The sequence below is a fragment of the Kitasatospora sp. NPDC094019 genome (genome assembly GCF_044764505.1).
In the GTDB taxonomy this organism is placed as follows: Bacteria; Actinomycetota; Actinomycetes; order Streptomycetales; family Streptomycetaceae; genus Kitasatospora.
Genome location: NZ_JBIWIF010000015.1, coordinates 55,031 through 72,525, shown reverse-complemented (window position 1 = coordinate 72,525; position 17,495 = coordinate 55,031). Strand labels below are relative to the sequence as shown.

The 17,495-nt window shown below is 76.5% G+C and carries 17 protein-coding genes; 9 read left to right on the top strand and 8 right to left on the bottom strand.

Annotated features, from left to right (window positions below; translation table 11 throughout):
* Positions 1 to 55: 55 nt before the first annotated feature.
* On the top strand, positions 56 to 1,012 hold the full coding sequence (locus tag ACIQ9P_RS28690) for an NADP-dependent oxidoreductase (protein WP_402362192.1): 957 nt from the start codon (positions 56 to 58) through the stop codon (positions 1,010 to 1,012).
* A gap of 47 nt (positions 1,013 to 1,059) precedes the next feature.
* Here ACIQ9P_RS28690 and ACIQ9P_RS28685 read toward each other — a convergent pair whose 3' ends face one another.
* From ACIQ9P_RS28685 to ACIQ9P_RS28670, 4 genes are all read right to left on the bottom strand, one after another.
* Complete coding sequence (locus ACIQ9P_RS28685) at positions 1,060 to 2,241, bottom strand: PP2C family protein-serine/threonine phosphatase (protein ID WP_402362189.1); 1,182 nt, start codon at positions 2,239 to 2,241, stop codon at positions 1,060 to 1,062.
* A gap of 266 nt (positions 2,242 to 2,507) precedes the next feature.
* Positions 2,508 to 2,930 (bottom strand): MarR family winged helix-turn-helix transcriptional regulator, encoded by a 423-nt coding sequence (locus ACIQ9P_RS28680; RefSeq protein ID WP_402362186.1) that lies wholly within the window; start codon positions 2,928 to 2,930, stop codon positions 2,508 to 2,510.
* Positions 2,931 to 2,967: 37 nt separating this feature from the next.
* Entirely contained in the window at positions 2,968 to 4,260 is a 1,293-nt protein-coding gene (locus tag ACIQ9P_RS28675) for a M48 family metalloprotease (RefSeq protein ID WP_402362183.1), read from the bottom strand.
* A 98-nt stretch (positions 4,261 to 4,358) separates the two neighbouring features.
* Entirely contained in the window at positions 4,359 to 5,120 is a 762-nt protein-coding gene (locus ACIQ9P_RS28670) for a universal stress protein (protein ID WP_402362180.1), read from the bottom strand.
* A gap of 249 nt (positions 5,121 to 5,369) precedes the next feature.
* On the opposite strand from ACIQ9P_RS28670, the gene ACIQ9P_RS28665 reads away from it, so the two are divergent.
* Positions 5,370 to 6,632: a CapA family protein gene (locus tag ACIQ9P_RS28665; RefSeq protein WP_402362177.1), complete on the top strand. Its 1,263-nt coding sequence runs from the start codon at positions 5,370 to 5,372 to the stop codon at positions 6,630 to 6,632.
* 78 nt (positions 6,633 to 6,710) lie between these two features.
* The gene (locus ACIQ9P_RS28660; RefSeq protein ID WP_402362174.1) at positions 6,711 to 7,187 is read left to right on the top strand and encodes a hypothetical protein; all 477 of its coding nucleotides are present in this window, start codon (positions 6,711 to 6,713) and stop codon (positions 7,185 to 7,187) included.
* Positions 7,188 to 7,194: 7 nt separating this feature from the next.
* Here the strand turns inward: ACIQ9P_RS28660 and ACIQ9P_RS28655 are convergent, their stop codons facing one another.
* From ACIQ9P_RS28655 to ACIQ9P_RS28645, 3 genes are all read right to left on the bottom strand, one after another.
* Positions 7,195 to 7,896: a siderophore-interacting protein gene (locus ACIQ9P_RS28655; RefSeq protein WP_402362171.1), complete on the bottom strand. Its 702-nt coding sequence runs from the start codon at positions 7,894 to 7,896 to the stop codon at positions 7,195 to 7,197.
* A 97-nt stretch (positions 7,897 to 7,993) separates the two neighbouring features.
* Positions 7,994 to 8,782, bottom strand: a complete 789-nt coding sequence (locus ACIQ9P_RS28650; RefSeq protein WP_402362168.1) for a TetR/AcrR family transcriptional regulator — start codon at positions 8,780 to 8,782, stop codon at positions 7,994 to 7,996.
* A gap of 4 nt (positions 8,783 to 8,786) precedes the next feature.
* Entirely contained in the window at positions 8,787 to 10,109 is a 1,323-nt protein-coding gene (locus ACIQ9P_RS28645) for an MFS transporter (RefSeq protein ID WP_402362166.1), read from the bottom strand.
* A gap of 300 nt (positions 10,110 to 10,409) precedes the next feature.
* Between ACIQ9P_RS28645 and ACIQ9P_RS28640 the strand changes: the two genes are divergently transcribed.
* The 6 genes from ACIQ9P_RS28640 to ACIQ9P_RS28615 all read left to right on the top strand — a co-directional run bounded on the left by ACIQ9P_RS28640 (position 10,410) and on the right by ACIQ9P_RS28615 (position 16,201).
* Positions 10,410 to 11,267, top strand: coding sequence for a 2,3-dihydro-2,3-dihydroxybenzoate dehydrogenase (locus tag ACIQ9P_RS28640; RefSeq protein ID WP_402362163.1), 858 nt, complete (start codon positions 10,410 to 10,412; stop codon positions 11,265 to 11,267).
* Positions 11,268 to 11,520: 253 nt separating this feature from the next.
* Positions 11,521 to 12,720, top strand: coding sequence for an isochorismate synthase DhbC (dhbC, locus tag ACIQ9P_RS28635; protein ID WP_402362160.1), 1,200 nt, complete (start codon positions 11,521 to 11,523; stop codon positions 12,718 to 12,720).
* A 50-nt stretch (positions 12,721 to 12,770) separates the two neighbouring features.
* On the top strand, positions 12,771 to 14,459 hold the full coding sequence (locus ACIQ9P_RS28630; protein ID WP_402362541.1) for a (2,3-dihydroxybenzoyl)adenylate synthase: 1,689 nt from the start codon (positions 12,771 to 12,773) through the stop codon (positions 14,457 to 14,459).
* A gap of 94 nt (positions 14,460 to 14,553) precedes the next feature.
* Complete coding sequence (locus tag ACIQ9P_RS28625; protein ID WP_402362157.1) at positions 14,554 to 15,186, top strand: isochorismatase family protein; 633 nt, start codon at positions 14,554 to 14,556, stop codon at positions 15,184 to 15,186.
* Positions 15,187 to 15,191: 5 nt separating this feature from the next.
* Entirely contained in the window at positions 15,192 to 15,416 is a 225-nt protein-coding gene (locus ACIQ9P_RS28620) for a phosphopantetheine-binding protein (RefSeq protein ID WP_030391815.1), read from the top strand.
* Between the two features lie 17 nt (positions 15,417 to 15,433).
* On the top strand, positions 15,434 to 16,201 hold the full coding sequence (locus tag ACIQ9P_RS28615; RefSeq protein WP_402362154.1) for an AMP-binding protein: 768 nt from the start codon (positions 15,434 to 15,436) through the stop codon (positions 16,199 to 16,201).
* A 73-nt stretch (positions 16,202 to 16,274) separates the two neighbouring features.
* On the opposite strand, the gene ACIQ9P_RS28610 is transcribed toward ACIQ9P_RS28615, so the two are convergent.
* Entirely contained in the window at positions 16,275 to 17,459 is a 1,185-nt protein-coding gene (locus tag ACIQ9P_RS28610) for a M20 family metallopeptidase (protein ID WP_402362151.1), read from the bottom strand.
* Between the last annotated feature and the right edge of the window lie 36 nt (positions 17,460 to 17,495).

The window sequence follows — 17,495 nt, the reverse complement described above, 5'->3', positions numbered from 1 at the left end:
GGCGGCGGCTCCGGCCCCGGCGTCCCCAGGTCCGGAACAAGGCTGGAGATCCTCCATGAGCAGCACCCCCGACACCGCCGCCCTCACGACGAAGGCCGTCGCCCTCACCGAGTACGGCTCCGTGGACGTGCTGCGGCCCACCGTGGTCGAGGTGCCCGCGCCCGGCCCCGGCCAGGTCCGGGTGGCCGTCCGCGCCGTCGGCGTCAACCCGCTCGACCACAAGGTCCGCTCCGGCGCGCTCACCGACCTGTTCCCGGTCGCCTTCCCGGCCGTCCTCGGCTACGAGATCGCGGGCGTGGTGGAGTCCGTCGGCGCGGACGTCACCGCGTGGCGGGCCGGCGACGAGGTGTTCGGACAGGTCTGCGGCGGCGGTTACGCGGAGCACGCCCTGGTGGCGGCGGACCAGCTGGTCCGCAAGCCGGCCGGGCTGGACTGGACGGTGGCCGCCGCGCTCCCGGTGGCCGCCGAGACCGCCTGGCGGTCGCTGGACCTGCTGGGCACCGAGCCCGGCGGGACGCTGCTGGTGCACGGGGCGGCGGGCGGGGTCGGCACGCTGGTGGTGCAGTTCGCCCGGGCCCGGGGGATCCGGGTGATCGGCACCGCGAGCGAGGCCAACCACCCGTACCTGCGCGAGCTGGGCGCCGAGCCGGTCACCTACGGGGAGGGGCTGGCCGAGCGGGTCCGCGCCGCCGCGCCCGAGGGTGTGGACCGGGTGCTGGACGTGGTCGGGGCGGACGTGCTGCCGCTGTCGATCGAGCTGGCGGGCGGCGCCGAGCACGTGCTGACCATCGCCGACTTCCAGGGCGCCGCCCGGCACGGGGTCCGCGCCACCACCGGCGACGAGCCGACCGACTACCTCCGCCCGGCCCTGGAGGGCGCGCTCGCCCTGGCCGCCGAGGGCGGCCTGAACCTCCCGCTGCACCGGGTGCTCCCGCTGGCGGAGGTGGCCGAGGCGCAGCGCGAGAGCGAGCGCGGTCACGTCCGGGGCAAGATCGTCCTCACCGTCGGCTGAGGCCCGGCACGGACGCCGGGCCCCGGCCGGGAGCCGATCCGCGCGGGTCAGCCGAGGCGCTCGACGACGACCATGGCCGCGTCGTCGTCGAGCCGCCCGCCGGCGTGGGCCAGCAGGTCGCGGCGCAGGTGCAGCAGCAGGGCGGCGGGGGGCTCGGCGGGATGGGTGGCGATCCGCTCGGCGACCCGCTCGGCCAGGGGGTAGAACCGCCGCTCGGCGTCGCGGGCCTCCACCACGCCGTCGGTGTGGATCAGCAGCCGGTCGCCGGGCCGGAACGGGAACTCCTCCACCACGTACGGGGCCGGGACGAGTTCGCCGAGGCCCAGCGGCGGCGAGGCCCGGCGGGGTTCCAGGGCGGTGACCCGGCCGCCGTGCAGGAGCAGCGGCGGAGGGTGGCCGCAGTCGACCAGACGGACCACCGTGCCGCCGTCCGGGACGTCCAGGACGACGGCGGTGATGAACGACTCGCCGCCGTCGTCCCCGGCGCCGTCGGTCGGCCCGCCGTCGGCCGGCACGTCCTCCGGCGGTCCGGTGCCCGGGGGCGGCCCGGCGCGGCGGAACGCGCGCAGGCGCGGCTGGGACCGGAGGCCGTCCTCCCGCTGGGCCCGTTGCTGCTCGGCGAGCTGGGCGAGGTCCCAGGCGATGCTGCCGTCCAGGTGGCCGACCAGGCCGGGCAGGTCCGGGTGCAGGTGCGCGGACGCCCGGAAGGCGCCGAGCAGCAGCGCGGCGTCGCGGAGCGAGGGCAGGCCCTTGCCCCGGACGTCGCCGACCAGCAGCCGGGTACCGGTTCCGGTGCGGGCCGCCGCGTAGAGGTCGCCACCGACCTGGGCCTCGGCCTCGGCGGCCAGGTAGAAGGAGGCGAGGCGCAGCGGGCCGAGCCGGTCGGGCAGCGGGCGCAGCAGGACGCTCTGGGCGGCCTCGGAGACGGAGCGGACCTGCGCCAGTTCGCGTTCGTGCCGGTCGCGCAGCACCCGCAGGCCGACGATCAGCACCGACACGGCGAGCAGCGCGCCGAGCTGGGTCTCGTGGTTGGAGGTGGTGAGGCCGTCGCGCAGGATGCCGATGACGGTGAGCGCGGCGAGCGAGAGCACGGCGGCGACGGCGGTGGCGCGGGCGCCGGCCAGGGACGCGGTGAGCGCGGGCGCGACGATCAGCAGCGGGCCCAGGTGGATGTCCGGTGGGGCTACCACGTCCACGACCGTGATCACCACGATCAGGGCGAGCGGCACGGCCGTCAGCGCCCGGCGGTCGGGCCGCCAGGATCGGCGGCGGTCGCGGGAGCGCCGGTCGTCGGAGTGCCGCGCGCGCGGGTGCCGCGTGCCGGGGGGCGGGTCGTCGGGACGCCGTCCGCCGGGACGCCGCTCGCGGGGAGGCTGCCGGAGTGGCACCTCTCCTCTGTACACCGTCCGGGTGGTCCGCCGCACCCCGGGGCGGCGGACGCGGGTGCCCGCCGGGTCGGTGGGGGAGGGTCCGGCGGGTCGCTCGGGCGGGCCGGTCAGTCCTCGGCGCCGTAGCGGGCCAGGTAGTCGGCGAACCGGGCGACGTCCTCGTCCGACCAGCTGGTGAAGCGGGTCGAGAAGGAGACCCGCCGCTGCTCGTTGGCCTCCCGCAGCAGGGTGAGTCCGGCCTCGGTGGCCAGCAGGATCTGGCCGCGCTGGTCCTCCGGGTCGGTCTCGCGGCGCAGCAGCCCGAGCTTCTCCAGCGCGGTCACCTGGCGGCTCACCGTGGACTTGTCGAGCATGAAGTGCGCGGCGACGTCGGCGGCTCGGCAGCCGCCGCGCTCGGTGATCAGGTCCAGGATGCTGTAGGTGACCAGGGAGAGGTCGGGGTGCAGCTGGGAGGCTTTGTGCCGGGCGCGGCGGGCGAAGGCGGTCAGTTCGCGCTGGATGGTCGCGATCGACGTCTCGCGGTCGGGCACGGGGACCTGCCTCCTCGGGGCTCGGGAATTTGTTGCATTATACAACGACTTCGGGCGCACTCGAAGCCCCCGGCGGACGCTCCGCGACGCCGTCCCGGCCCGCCTGCCAGGCGCGCGCCGCCGCGATCCGGCGGGTCGCGCTCGGATGAGTCGCGAACAGTAGCCCAAGCACCCGCGGCGGGTCGACATCGGACACGTTGGTCACCGCGAGCCTGCGCTGCATCGCCACGAACTGCTCGGCGTCCCCGGTGAGTTCGAGCGCGTGCCGGTCCGCCCTGGTCTCCACCCGGCGGCTCACCGCGCACTGCGCCGGGCCGGACAGCGCGCCCAGCAGCGCCGCCACCGCCGCCAGCAGCGGCAGCGACCGGGGATCGGCCGCGTCCGCCGCGCCCGCCGCCGACAGCAGCGCGTCCCAGCCGGAGGCCAGCCCGACCAGGACCACCACGCCCGCCGCGCCGACCGCGCCCAGCACCGTCCCGGTCAACACGTCCCGGTGCTTGACGTGGCCCAGCTCGTGCGCCACCACCAACTCCACCTCGCGCGGATCGGCGGTGGTCAGCAGCGTGTCGTAGGCGACGATCCGGCGTGTCGCGCCCAGGCCCGAGACGTACGCGTTCAGCGCCGTGGTCCGGCGCGAGGCGTCCGCCACCAGGACGTCCCGCACCCGGACGCCGTCCCGCGCGGCCAGGCCGAGCAGCGCCTCGCGCTGCGGGCCCGGGGCCATCGGCGTGAAGCGGTTGAACACCGGCTCGACGAGCAGCGGGTAGAGGAAGGAGAGCGCGGCGGTCAGCAGCGCGGCCGCCCCGGCGGCCGGGAGCCACCAGCGGTCCGGCGAGCGGTCGGTGAGCGCGTACAGGCCGAGCACCACCGGCAGGGCCAGTGCCAGGGTGAGGGCGAGTCCGCGCACCGCGTCCAGGGCCCAGCCGGCCCAGCCCTGGGTTACCAGGCCGAACCGGGCGCGGACGGACCGCGCGCCCGCCCCGAACGGCAGCTGCGCCGCCTGCCCGACCACCACCAGGGCGGCCGTCCCGGCCAGTACCTCCGCCGTCCGGGAGCCGCCGAACCAGCCGCCGGCCGTCGACACCAGCCCGGCACCGGCCGGGGTCAGGCCGAGCGCCAGGGCCAGCGCCAGGCCGGTGGCCCGCGCGCCGAGCGCCCAGGGCAGCTGGGCCCGGCGCAGCGCGCGGCCCCGGGCGCGCTCGGCGGGGGTGAAGTCGGGGGTGAGGCCGGGGGTGGGGCCGGGGGCGGGACCGGAGCCGCCGTCGGGGGCGGAGCCGGGCGCCCGGCCGTCGTCGCCCGGGGCCGGGACCGGGCCGACAGGATCTGTCATCTGTTGTCCGCCATCCGAAATCTGTCGGTCGTCGGCCGTCGGCTGTGGGCCGGCCGACGGGGGTGTTCGTGAACCGTCGTCCCCCACCGGCCAGCATGTCACTCCTCGGTGGACCCGGTGGCGTGCCGGGTGCCCGCGCGGAGCAGCCGGTGGCCGAGATCCACCAGCGCCCGGCCGACCGCGAACTCGTCGCCCACCGCGGGCGCCGGATCGTCGAGCGGATTGCGGCGGGCGTAGGCGTCGCTGTGGAGCACCTCGCCGTCGGCGTCCAGTACGGCGTGCACCCGGGTGGTGCCGCGCTCCTCGACCACGTGCAGGCTCAGTTGCCAGTCCTTGGCGGTGCGGACGGCGGGCCCGGCGCCGCCCTCCGTCGCCCCGGCGGCCGTCGCGGGCGGCCGGGACGGCACGGCCGCCGCCCCGTCGGCGCGGACGATCACCACCGGGCACGACGCGTGGGCCGCGCACCGGGTACTGACCGACCCCAGCAGCGTTCGGGCGAAGGCCCCGCGACCGCGACTCCCCAGCACCAGCAGCTCCGCGCCCTCCGCCAGCTCCAGCAGCACCTCGGCCGGATGCCCGGGCAGCAGGCTCTCCTCCACTGGCACCGGCCGGTCCCGGCCGAGCACCTCGTCCACCTCGGCGGTCAGGGTGCGCCGTGCCGTCCGCTCGAAGTCGTCGTCCGGCAGCGGTACCCGCCACCCGTGGAGCGAGGGCGGCTCCCAGGCGGCCACCGCGTGCACCCCCGCCCCGGTCAGCGCCGCCTGCCCGACCGCCCAGCGCAGCGCCGCCCCGGACGGCGCCGAACCGTCGATACCCACCACGATCCGCCGCCCGGCGTCCGCGCTCCCGTTGCCAGTCATGACCCACCACCTGCCGTCCGGTCCCCGAGTCCCGCCTGCCGTTCCCCGCCGTGCCCGCGAGTACCGCGAGCGCCCGCGGGCGCCTCCGTCCTGGCGGCCTCCGCCGCGTTTCCGGTAGTCCCGACACCTCCACGCTGCCACGCCGCGCGCCACCCGGCGGCCCGGAGCGGAACGTGGCGGCGGCGCGAAGACGGCGTGGGGGAGTGGCGTAGGCTGACCGCTTCCGGATCGACCCCTGGGGGAACACTCATGCGCCGTGCCGCGGCCGCCGTCGCACTGCTGGTGGGGCTGATACCCGTGGCCGCCTGTGGACCGGACGACCCCGACCCGGCCGCCGTCAACGCCTCCCGCTCCGCCAAGGCCGCCGCCGACGCCGCCGCGAAGTCCTCGCCGGAAGCCGCCGACGGGTCCGGCACCCCCGGGGACCCTGCCTCCGCCGACGGCGGCGCGCCCCGCCCGGACGGCAGCATCACGGTGGCGTTCGCCGGGGACGTCCACTTCGAGGGCCGTACCGAGGACCGGCTCGCGGTGCGACCGCCCGAGACGGCGCTCGGCCCGATCGGCAAGAGCCTCGCCGCCGCGGACCTCTCCGTCCTCAACCTGGAGACCGCGATCACCGATCGCGGCGCGCCGGAGCCCAAGACCTACACCTTCCGCACCTCGCCGAAGGCGCTGACGGCACTCAAGGACTCCGGCGTGGACGTCGTCTCGCTCGCCAACAACCACGCCGTCGACTTCGGCGCCGACGGCCTCGCCGACACCCTCGCGGCCAAGGCGTCCTCGCCGCTCCCGATCGTCGGTCTCGGCCGCAACTCCCAGGAGGCGTACGCCCCGTACGTCACCACCGTGCGCGGGGTGAAGGTCGCGGTGGTCGCCGCCAGCCAGGTCGAGGACCTCACCAACCAGAAGTGGCGCGCCGGGGCGAACAAGCCCGGCATCGCCTCGGCGCTGGACCAGGCCGCGACCGTCAAGGCGGTCGAGGAGGCGAAGCGCCAGGCGCCGGTGGTGCTGGTCTACCTGCACTGGGGCGACGAGGGCAAAGCCTGTCCGACCGCCGCCCAGTCCGCCATCGCCAAGAAGCTCGCCGCCGCGGGCGCGACCGCCGTGGTCGGCACGCACGCCCACACCATGCTCGGCGCGGGCATGCTGGGCTCCACCTACATCGGGTACGGCTTCGGCAACTTCCTCTGGTACGGCACCTCCAACTACGCCAACTCCAACGAGACCGGCGTCACCACCCTGACCGTCGGCCCGGACGGCAAGGTGCTCGGCGAGGCGTTCGCGCCGGCGAGCATCGACGACAAGGGCGTGCCGGTGCCGCAGGCCGGTGCCGCCGCGACCACCGCGCTCAAGCGCCGGGACGCGCTCCGGGGCTGCACCGGCCTCGCCCCCGCCCCGGGGGCGGCCGGGGCCGCGTCCGCGTCCCCGTCGTCCTCCGCGTCCGCGCGCAGGACCGCCCCGGCCGCGCGGAGCACCGCGCCCGCCCCGACCGCCCCGACCGCCTCGCGCTGAGCGTCGAGGGGTCCGGCGGTGCCGGATCGGCGGTGAGGCGGTAGCGGTGACGGAGCGGACGCGCACGGGTGGCGCCGGGTGCACGGCTCGGCCCGGGTGGAACTCCGGCCGGCCGACGCGGACACCCCCGGCACCGGCCGGCTCGACCACCACGTGCCGCGCGGGCCCGGGGACCGCGCCGTCGCCGTGGTGACCGGCGAGGGCGGCTGCCCCGTGCTCCACCGGCGCCGTTCCGTCACCGGCCGTCGGGCCCGGGAACAGCCCGCCGGGCGGGTCGAGCCGTTGACGCGGTCCGACGCGGTGTCAGGGATCCCGGCGACGCCCTTCCACGCCTTCCGCACCACCGGCGCGACCCCGGTCGACGGGCCGGTCGACCCGGCCGGGGCGAGCCGGGCGGAGTGGCCGGGCGAGCGCCGGGTGGTCGGGCTGCTGACGGCGGGCGAGGCGGTCGGCGGAGCCGCGCCGGCGGGCCTGTCCTCCTGTCCGGGCCCGCACCGCCTGACGGTCGGCGGAACGGGGCCGGGTGGCAAGTGGTCCGGGATCGGGCGGAGGTGATTGGGTGTCAGTCCCTGTGGTTCGCCTCGCCGAGCTTCCAGTAGCCCTTGCCGTGGACGCGTTCGCGGGGCAGCGCCCAGTCGGTGAGCAGATGGCGGCGGACGGTCGCCACGGCCTGCGACTCCCCGGCCAGCCAGGCCGTGGTGCCGGGCGGGACGTCTGCCGCGAGCAGGGCGTCCGTGAGCGTCCGGCCCTTGGGGCGGTCCTGGGGGCGGGTCAGCCAGTGGGTGGTCAGACCGGCCCGGTCCGGTAGCGGCAGGGTGGCTCCGGTGGCATCGCCGACCTCGGCGAAGACGGTCACCGGCACGGTCGGCGGGAGCTCCTCCAGGATGGTCAGCGCGGCGGGGAGGGCGCTCTCGTCGGCACCGAGCAGGACGTGCCCGGCGCCCTCGAACGACGGTCGGCGGCCGCGCGGGCCGGCGATCCGGGCCGGGTCGCCCGGGCGGGCGGTCGCGGCCCAGCGGGACAGCGGGCCGTTGCCGTGCAGCACGACGTCGATGTCCGTCTCGCGTTCGGCGGGGCGGTGGTGGCGGATCGTGTAGGCCCGGGAGTGCCCGTCCGGCGTCTCCAACTTCACCCACTGGGTGGCGTGTTCGACGGCGAGGGTGTCCAGGGTCGGTCCGGCGAGGGTGAGCCGGAGCAGGGCCGGGGTGAGCGGGGTGACGGCGACGACCCGTACGTCGTGGGTCGGTCGGGGGCGACGGAACACGGAGACTCCAGGGAGTGGGGTCGCGTCGGCGCGGGCCCGGGGAGTCGACACGGGCGGAGCGGTGCGGCGCGACGGCGGAACGAAGGGGGAGTGGGTCTCAGCGCGGCAGGTGCTGGTCGAGCAGCGCGTCGACGAACGCGGGGTCCAGCGGGCGGCGCAGTACCAGGGCGCGGTGGTAGAGCGGGGCGAGCAGCGCGTCCAGCAGGACGGCGGCCTCGTCGGCGGTGCCCCCGAGGCAGGCGCGGGTGTGCGCGACGTCCCGGGCGCGCAGGGCGTCCAGGAAGCCGCTGTGCAGCAACTCCGCTGTCCTGGCTTCCAGTTGGGCATGGCCGAGCAGCGCCTGAAGCACCTTGCCGGCCGGTGCCGCGCCGAGGAAGTCCGCGAACCGGTGGAGGTAGGCGCGCAGATCGGCCGGTTCGGCGGGCGTTTCGGCGGGCCAGGCGAGGCCGGTGGCGGCGTCCAGGACCAGATTGTCGAAGAGGATGTCCACCTTCGACTTCCACCAGCGGTAGATGGTCTGTTTGGCGACCCCGGCGGCGGTCGCGATGCCCTCGATGGTCAGGCCCTCGAAGCCCTGTTCCACCAGGAGGTCGTCGGCGGCGTTCAGCACCGCCAGCCGCGCCGCCTCGCTGCGCCGACCGCTCGCGCCGGTGCTCGCCGCATCGCTCCTGGCCACGTCACCCTTGACGGCCCCGCCCTTGGTGGCGTTCGCGCTCCGGCCCGCGTCGGCCGCGCGCGCGGCGGCGGCACGGCCTCCGACAGCGCGGTCACCGGCGGCGTGGCTCGCGCCGGACCGGCTTCCGGCGGCGGGGCGGGGCTGGGCGGCGATGGCGGTGTGGTCCTTCTTCGGGGGTGGCTGCTGGCCGTTGACGACGGTCGCGGCCATCCTCTCACGCCTTCCCGATGGGAGCGGTCGGCGCGGGCGCGGGGGGCGGTACGGGCATCGGCGCGGACTCCGGCGCGGACGCCGACGCCGCTCCGGGCCGCGGCCGGCGGAGCAGTCCGGCGGCGACGGCGAGGGCGAGCACGGCCACCGCGGCGCTGAAGGCGACGCCGCCGGTGCGCAGCCCGGTCGCCCGGACGAGCACGCCGACCCCGATCACCGGCACCGAGAGCATGGTGAACAGCACGGCGAAGAACGCCGACACCGCCTCGCCGCGCCGGTGCGGCTCCACGCCGCCGTTGATGGTGCCGAGTCCGGTACCGATGGCGGTGCCGGTGGCGAGGCCGTTGACGCAGGCGCCGAGCAGCAGCGGCGGCAGCGTCCCGCCGAGCAGCGCGCCGGCCACCAGGGCGGCGGCCAGGACGAGTCCGGCGCAGGCCAGCGGCAGTGCGCGGGCCGGCGGCAGGACGCGGACGAGCAGTTGTCCGACGGCGGTGGAGAGAAAGGCCAGGGCGACCACGAATCCGGTCAGGGCGTGGTTGTGCAGGTCGAGCACGGTGGCCAGGAAGAGTCCGCTGACGGCGGTCAGTACGCCGGTGACGGCGAATCCGGCGCCGCCGGCGAGCGCGGCGCGCAGGAACGCGGGGCGGATGCCGGGCGGGACGTGCAACGGCCGCAGGCGCGGCCGGAGCCGGGCGGCGGCCCCGGCGCCCCGGGCCGACCGGGCCGCCGCCCGGCGGACCTCGGCGGGCACGGTCTCGGGGACGGCGAGCAGTCCGAGCAGGGCGGTGCCGGTGAGGACGAGCGTCACCGTCCACGGCAGGCGCAGCGGTGAGCCGGCCCATTCGGCGAGGACGCCGGCGAACAGGGTGCCGCCGGCCAGCCCGCCCATGTTGGCGGCCAGGGCGACGGTCTGGGCGCGCAGTCGGCGCTCCGGCGGGGCGAGGTCGAGCAGCGCGGCCGTGGCGGCGCCGGTGACGAGGGCGGCGCCGAAGCCGGAGAGGACCCGGGCGGCGAGCAGCCAGGGCAGCGAGTCGGCGAGTTCGAAGAGGCCGGCGGCGGCCGCGGCGAGCAGCAGGGCGGCCAGGACGACGGGGCGGCGGCCGATCCGGTCGGAGAGGCGGCCGAGGGTCAGCAGTCCGGCGACGACACCGAGCGCGTAGACGGCGAAGACCACGGTGACGGTGAAGGTCGAGAAGCCGAAGGCGTGCTGGTAGAGCGGGTAGAGCGGGGTCGGGACGGTCGTTCCGGCCATGGTGACCCAGAAGGCGAGGGCGACGGCGGCCGGGGCGAGCGGGCCGCCGGGCCGCGGGGGCGGGGCGGAGGGCATGGGTGCTCCTCGGGGGTGACGGTGTGTGGGAGGAGGGCGCGTCGGGGCCTTCGAACGCGGCCCGCGCCGCCGGGGACGAGTATGGACGCAACGTTGCGTCTCGATCCGACACCTCGACGCTAGCAGTGACGCAACGTTGCGTCCACCTTCGCCCCCGGGCCGGTCCCCGGTCGGCACTCCCCGCCCCCGTCGGTCGACGATGCGCCCCGGCCCCCGGTCGACCGCAATTGACGATCCCGCAGCGCCGGTCCGTACCGGCAGGACCTCTCGGAGAGTCCGAACAATTGTGTTAGGTTAGGCTTGCCTAATGTTGCTGGTCGGAGGGGATTTTCAGTGCAGCAGTCCGAACTCGCGGGCGCCGTCGCGATGGTCACCGGCGCCGGACAGGGGATAGGCGCGGCGGTGACCCGCGCACTCGTCGCGGCCGGTGCCGTCGTCGCGGCGGTCGACCGCAACCCCGGTCCGCTCGCCGAGCTCGCGGACGAGCTGTCGGTCCGTCCGGCCGAGCCCGCCCCGGACGGCGGAGCCCCCGGCGGACCCGTCCACCCCTACCTGCTGGACGTCTCCGACGCGGCGGCCGTCGAGGCCGCCGTCGAGCTGATGGAAAGCCAACTCGGCCCGATCGGCATCCTGGTGAACGTCGCCGGAATTCTGCGGGTCGCCCCGGCGGTGGAGCTGACCGACCAGGACTGGGCGGACACCTTCGCCGTCAACACCACCGGAGTCTTCCACACCACCCGCGCGGTCGGCCGACGGATGGCCGAGCGCGGCGGCGGCGCCATCGTCACCGTCGGCTCCAACGCGGCCGGGGTCCCGCGCACCGGGATGGCCGCCTACGCGGCCTCCAAGGCCGCCGCCACCATGTACACCCGGTGTCTCGGCCTGGAACTCGGCCGCTCCGGGGTGCGCTGCAACATCGTCTCGCCGGGCTCCACCGACACCGAGATGCAGCGCGGACTCTGGCAGGACGACGCGGAGGCCGCCGAACGCCGGGTCATCGACGGCGACCCGTCGAGCTACCGGGTCGGCATCCCGCTCGGCCGGATCGCCCGGCCCTCCGACGTCGCCGAGGCGGTGGCCTTCCTGGTCTCCGACCGGGCCCGCCACATCACCATGCACGACCTCTACGTGGACGGCGGCGCCACCCTGCGGGCCTGACGCCCCGACGGGGCCCCGGCCCGCGACCACGACGACTCTCCGACGACACCACCACGACTCCACGACGGGTCCCACCCCGCTCCGTCGCGGCCCCCGGCACCCACGCCGGGGCCGGTCGCCCGGGGCGAGCAGCACCCGGGGCCCGGCGCCCCAGCGGGACCGCGCCCCCACCGGGGTGCGCCCCGGACCAGACCACCGCCGGACGCCGCGACGAGCGGCGCCCGGCGACCACTCGCAGACTGGGAGATTCCAGGTGACCACGGTGCATCACGCCCCCGCCGGGACGGACCACACCGTCATCGGCGCGGCCAGCGGGCTGCTGGGCCAGTATCGGGCCGCGGCCGACGAGGCGTTCTTCGCCTCCCCGACCCGCACGCTGCTCGCCGAGGGCGTGCACGCCCGGGTGCCCCAGGACGGGCGCCCGCTGGTCGACCGGGTCGCCGAGACCCTCGCCCGGGCCCGGCAGGAGGGTGTCGAACACCCGCTGGTGGTGGGCGCGGTGGCGTTCGACCACGACAGCCGGGCCGAGCTCGCCGTCCCCGCGACACTGCGCACCTGCGGCGCGCTGCGCGACGACCCGCTGATCGCGCTGCCCGCCCCGGCCGCCGACCGGATCGACTGGGACGTCCGCCCGGTGCCCGCGCCCGAGGCGTACGGGGCCGGCGTCGCCGAGGCCGTGGAGCTGCTCCGGGCCGACGGCGAGCTGAGCAAGGTCGTGCTCTCCCGGACCCTGGAGCTGCGCGCCGACCGCCCGCTCGACCTGCCCGCGATCCTCCAGCGCCTCGGCCGCCGCGACCCCGGCGGCTACACCTTCGCCGTCCCCGCCGGTGGCGGCCGCACCCTCATCGGCGCCAGCCCCGAACTGCTGCTCTCGCGCAGCGGCACCGCGGTGGTCGCCAACCCGCTGGCCGGCTCGGTTCCGCGCAGCGCCGACCTGGGCGAGGACGTCCGCCGCGCCGCCGCGCTGCTGGAGTCGCCCAAGGACCTCCAGGAGCACGCCTTCGTCGTGGACGCGATCCACGCCGCGCTGGAGCCGTACTGCCGCGACCTGGTCGTACCGGCCCGCCCCACCCTGGTCCGCACCGCCGCGATGTGGCACCTGGCCACCACCATCACCGGCGAACTGATCGACCCGGCCGTCTCCGCCCTGGAGCTGGCCGTCGCCATGCACCCGACCCCGGCGGTCTGCGGCAGCCCGACCCCGCTCGCCCGCGAGGCGATCCGCGGCATCGAGCCCTTCGACCGGGGCCTGTACACGGGCATGGTCGGCTGGGGCGACGCGGACGGCGACGGCGAGTGGGTGGTCACCCTGCGCTGCGCCGAGGCCGACGAGCGGACGCTGCGGGTGTTCGCCGGCGCCGGTGTCGTCGCCGAGTCCCGGCCGGAGTCCGAACTCGCCGAGACCAGCGCCAAGTTCCGTACCTTCCTGGACGCCGCCGGGGTGCCCCAGTGACCGACCTGACCAGCCCGGGAGCCTCCGCCGTGACCGATCCGCAGCAGCCGATGGACGAGGTGCTGGCCGGATTCGCCCCGTACCCGGCCGAGTTCGCCGCGCGCTACCGGGCCGACGGCCATTGGCGCGGCGAGACCTTCGGTTCGATGCTGCGCGAGCGCGCGGCCGCCCACCCCGACCGGATCGCGATCGTCGACCCGGCCGGCGGTGAGGGCGAGGACCCCACCCGCCGCTGGACGTACGCCGAACTCGACCTGCGGGCCGACCGGATGGCCGCCGGACTGCGCGCCCGGGGCATCCGCCGGGGCGACCGGGTGGTGGTCCAGCTCCCCAACGCCGCCGAGTTCTTCGAGCTGGTCTTCGGCCTGTTCCGGGTCGGCGCGCTGCCGGTCTTCGCGCTGCCCGCGCACCGGTACACCGAGATCTCCTACTTCTGCGCCTTCACCGGCGCGGTCGGCTACGTGGTCCCGGCCGTCGAGGGCGGCTTCGACTACCGCGAACTGGCGAGCCGGGTGAAGGCGGAGACGCCCTCGCTGCGGCACGTCCTGGTGCTGGGCGCGGACGCCGGGGAGCACACGCCGCTGGCCGAGGTCCCGGTCGACCCGGCCGACGCGGCCGAGGTGCCCGGGGCGGAGCCACAGCCCGGGGACGTCGCCTTCCTCCAGCTGTCCGGGGGCAGCACCGGGGTGCCCAAGCTCATCCCGCGCACCCACGACGACTACATCTACTCGCTGCGCGGCTCGGTCGAGCTCTGCGGCCAGGACGAGCGCAGCGTCTACCTCGTGGTGCTGCCCGCCGCGCACAACTTCCCGCTCAGCTCGCCGGGTTCGCTCGGCACGCTGTACGCGGGCGGCCGGGTGGTGCTCTGCCCGCAGCCGAGCCCGGAGACGGCGTTCCCGCTGATCGAGCGCGAGGGCGTGACCATCACCGGTCTGGTGCCGCCGCTGGCCCTGCTCTGGCTGGACTCCGCCGAACGGCGCCGCGAGGCCGGGGGGCGCACCGGCCTGGAGACCCTGGAGGTGCTGCTCGTCGGCGGCGCCAAGTTCAGCGAGGAGGCGGCCCGGCGGGTGCGCCCGGTGCTGGGCTGCACCCTCCAGCAGGTGTTCGGGATGGCCGAGGGCCTGGTCAACTACACCCGGCTGGACGACCCGGAGGAGGTGATCGTCACCACCCAGGGGCGGCCGATCTCCCCGGACGACGAGGTGCGGGTGGTCGACGACGAGGACCGCGACCTGCCCGACGGCACCACCGGCCACCTGCTCACCCGCGGCCCGTACACCATCCGCGGCTACTGGAACGCGCCCGAGCACAACGCCGCCTCCTTCACCGCGGACGGCTTCTACCGCACCGGCGACCTCGTCCGCCGCACCGCGACCGGCCACCTGGTGGTCGAGGGCCGGGCCAAGGACCAGATCAACCGGGGCGGCGAGAAGGTCGCCGCCGAGGAGATCGAGAACCACCTGCTGGCCCACCCGGCCGTGCACGACGCGGCGGTGGTCTCGATGCCCGACCCGTACCTCGGTGAGCGCACCTGCGCCTACGTCGTCCTGCGCGAGGAGAACCGCGCCCGGCCGCCGAAGTCGGTGGAGCTGAAGCGCTTCGTCCGGGAGCGCGGACTGGCCGACTTCAAGGTGCCGGACCGGGTCGAGTTCGTCGACGCCTTCCCCGCCACCGGCATCGGCAAGGTCAGCAAGAAGGACCTGCGCGCCGCCATCGCGGCCTCCCTCACCTCCGCCTGATCCCCGACTTCCGAGCCTTCCGAGCCTTCCGAGCCTTCCGATCCGGGAGTCCCCGGACTCCCGGATCCCCCCTACACGTTAAGGACGCACCGCCGTGGGCCTGCCCCGCATCCCCTCCTATCCGATGCCCCTCGCCGCCGAACTGCCGGCCAACCGGGTCGACTGGACGGTCGACCCGTCCCGCGCCGTGCTGCTGGTGCACGACCTGCAGAACCACTTCATGGGCGCCTTCGACACCGCGGCCGCGCCGGTCACCGAGCTGTACGCCAACGTCAACCGGCTGCGCGCCTGGGCCGCCGAGCACGGCGTGCCCGTCGTCTACTCGGCCCAGCCGGGCGGCCAGAGCGCCGAACAGCGCGGCCTGCAGCAGGACTTCTGGGGCCCGGGGATCCCGGACGACCCGCGGGCGGCGGCCGTCGCCGACGAGGTCGCCCCGGTCGAGGGCGACCGGCTGCTCACCAAGTGGAAGTACAGCGCCTTCGTCCGGACCGACCTGGACGAGCTGCTGCGCGAGCAGGGCCGCGACGAGCTGGTGATCACCGGCGTGTACGCGCACATCGGGGTGCAGGCGACCGCCTGCGACGCCTGGATGCGCGATGTCCGGGCCTTCGTGGTGGCCGACGCGGTCGCCGACTTCGGCGCGGACGAGCACCGCGCCGCGCTCACCTGGGTGGCCGGGCGCTGCGGCGTCGTCACGGTCACCGACGCCGTCGTGGAAGGGAAGTGACGGGCATGGCCTTCACCGTGGAGCGGATCCGGGCCGAGGTCGCCGACCTGCTCGGCGAGGACCCGGCGGACATCCCGCTGGACGAGAACCTGGCGGACTGGGGCCTGGACTCGGTGCGCCTGATGGCGCTGGCGGAGCGATGGCGGGCCGAGGGCGCCGAGGTGGCGTTCCTGCAGCTGGCCGAGCGCCCGGCCGTCGAGGCGTGGGCCGAACTGCTGGGCGCGTCCTGATGGAGTCCGGAACGGCGGTGACGAAGCCGTCGAGAGCCGAGCGGTGGCCGGCCACCACGGTGGTCGGGCCGATCGAGGCCCAGGTGGCGCGGACGCCTGACGCCCCGGCGCTGCTGCCGGCCGGGGCGGCGCCGGTGAGCTACGGCGAACTGAACTCCGCCGCCAACCGGATGGCCCGCTGTCTGGCGGACCGGGGCGCCCGCCCCGGCGCGGTCGTCGGCCTGGCGCTGACCCGCCCGGCCGACCTGGTGCCGGCGCTGCTGGCGGTGGCCAAGTCCGGGGCGGCGTACCTGCCGCTGGACCCGGACGACGCGCCAGGGCGCCTGTCCTGGCTGCTGGCCGACGCGGCCCCGGTCTGCGTGCTGGGGGAGGGGGTGCCGACCGCTGAGCGGCCGAGCGCCGCCGAGCTGGCCGGGCGGGCGGTCACCGACCCGCCGCGGGCGCTGACCCCGCAGCATCCGCTGTGCCGGGCGTACGGGCCGGGCGGGCGTCCGGCGGGGACGTGGACCACCCACGCCGAGGTGGACCGCCGGGTGCGTGAGCTGCAGTCCGTGTACGGGCTGGGTCCGGGTGACCGGGTGCTGCAACTGGGGCTGCCGCTGTGGGAGTTCCTCTGGCCGCTGCGGACCGGTGCGGCGCTGGTTCTGGCCGAGCCGGACCGGCCGGGCGAGGTCGGCGAGCTGGTGCGGGAGGCCGGGGTGACCGCGCTGCGGGCCGCGCCGGCGGTGCTCGGCGAGCTGCTGCCCGAGCCGGGGCCGGTGCACCTGGTCCCGGAGCGCGGCTGACCCGCCGGGAGTCGACGGACAGCGGCCGACGGGCTTCCGGGCCCGTCGGCCGCTGTCGGTCGGTCGGCGGCCGTCAACCGCGCGGCGCCGCCGCGAAGTCGGCCGCCGTCCAGGCCAGCGCGACCGCGCCCTCCAGGATCGCCCGGTCCGCCGCCGGCGAGACGGCGGCCTCGGCGAACGCGGCCTCGTGCGGGCCGCAGGCGCCGCCGGTGATGTCCAGCACGGGGTGGATGGAGGGGACGGCGTGGGAGACGTTGCCCATGTCGGTGCAGGCGAACGGCCCGCTCTCGATCGGTTCCGGGCGGCCGACCGCCGCCGCGTTGGCCCGCCACAGTGCCAGCAGCCCGCTGTCGCTGCGGAAGTCCAGGTAGTCCGGCTCCGGCCGGACCAGCTCGACCTCGCACCCGGTGGCCAGCGCGCCGGCCCGGAAGCAGTCCTCGACCCGGGCCCGCAGCGCCGCGAGGTCCTCGGCGGCCGAGGCCCGGATCTCGTACTCGGCTGTGGCGCTGTCGGGGATGAGGTTGGGCGCGGTGCCGGCGGCCGTGGTGATGCCGTGCACCCGCCACTGCGGCGGCAGTTGCTGCCGCAGCAGCCCGAGCGCGACCTGGGCGACGGTGAGTGCGTCGGCGGCGTTGCGTCCCTCGTGCGGGTTGAGGCTGGGGTGGGCGGCGCGGCCGGTGTAGCGGACGGACAGGGTGCCGAGCGCGAAGGAGTGGAAGTCGGCGACCTCCACCGGACAGGGGTGGACCATCATCGCGGCGTCCACGCCGTCGAACGCGCCCGCGTCCAGCAGCAGCGCCTTTCCGGCGCCGCGCTCCTCGGCCGGCGCGCCGATCACCCGCACGGTGAGCCCGAGCCGGTCGGCGTAGGGGGCGAGGCCGAGCGCGGCGCCGAGGCCGGCGGCGGCGATGAGGTTGTGGCCGCAGGCGTGGCCGAGGCCGGGCAGGGCGTCGTACTCGCAGACGATCGCGACGGTGACCGGTCCGCTGCCGGTGCTCGCGCTGAACGCGGTGGGCAGGCCGGCGGTGCCGGGGGTGACGGAGTAGCCGTGCTCGCGCAGCAGTTCGGCGCACCACTCGGCGGCCCGGTGCTCCTCGAACGCGACCTCCGGGTGGGCGTGGATGCGGCGGCTGAGCGCCAGCAGCTCGTCCCGGTGGGCGAGGACGCGCTCGCGCACGGCCTCCTTCGGCGTGGGGCCGGCCGGTTCGGCGGCGGTCGCCGGTCCGGGCGCGGGCACGCTCGCGTTCAAGGGGGACATCGGCGCCTCCGGGGCTGTCAGGGCCTGCTCGGCGGC

Bases quoted from the DNA above. Each gene is read 5' to 3' on its own strand.
- ACIQ9P_RS28690 (WP_402362192.1), top strand. From the start codon at position 56: ATGAGCAGCACCCCCGACACCGCCGCCCTCACGACGAAGGCCGTCGCC.
- ACIQ9P_RS28675 (WP_402362183.1), bottom strand. From the start codon at position 4,260: ATGACAGATCCTGTCGGCCCGGTCCCGGCCCCGGGCGACGACGGCCGG.
- ACIQ9P_RS28670 (WP_402362180.1), bottom strand. From the start codon at position 5,120: ATGACTGGCAACGGGAGCGCGGACGCCGGGCGGCGGATCGTGGTGGGT.
- ACIQ9P_RS28665 (WP_402362177.1), top strand. From the start codon at position 5,370: ATGCGCCGTGCCGCGGCCGCCGTCGCACTGCTGGTGGGGCTGATACCC.
- ACIQ9P_RS28650 (WP_402362168.1), bottom strand. From the start codon at position 8,782: ATGGCCGCGACCGTCGTCAACGGCCAGCAGCCACCCCCGAAGAAGGAC.
- ACIQ9P_RS28645 (WP_402362166.1), bottom strand. From the start codon at position 10,109: ATGCCCTCCGCCCCGCCCCCGCGGCCCGGCGGCCCGCTCGCCCCGGCC.
- ACIQ9P_RS28630 (WP_402362541.1), top strand. From the start codon at position 12,771: ATGGACGAGGTGCTGGCCGGATTCGCCCCGTACCCGGCCGAGTTCGCC.
- ACIQ9P_RS28620 (WP_030391815.1), top strand. From the start codon at position 15,192: ATGGCCTTCACCGTGGAGCGGATCCGGGCCGAGGTCGCCGACCTGCTC.
- ACIQ9P_RS28610 (WP_402362151.1), bottom strand. From the start codon at position 17,459: ATGTCCCCCTTGAACGCGAGCGTGCCCGCGCCCGGACCGGCGACCGCC.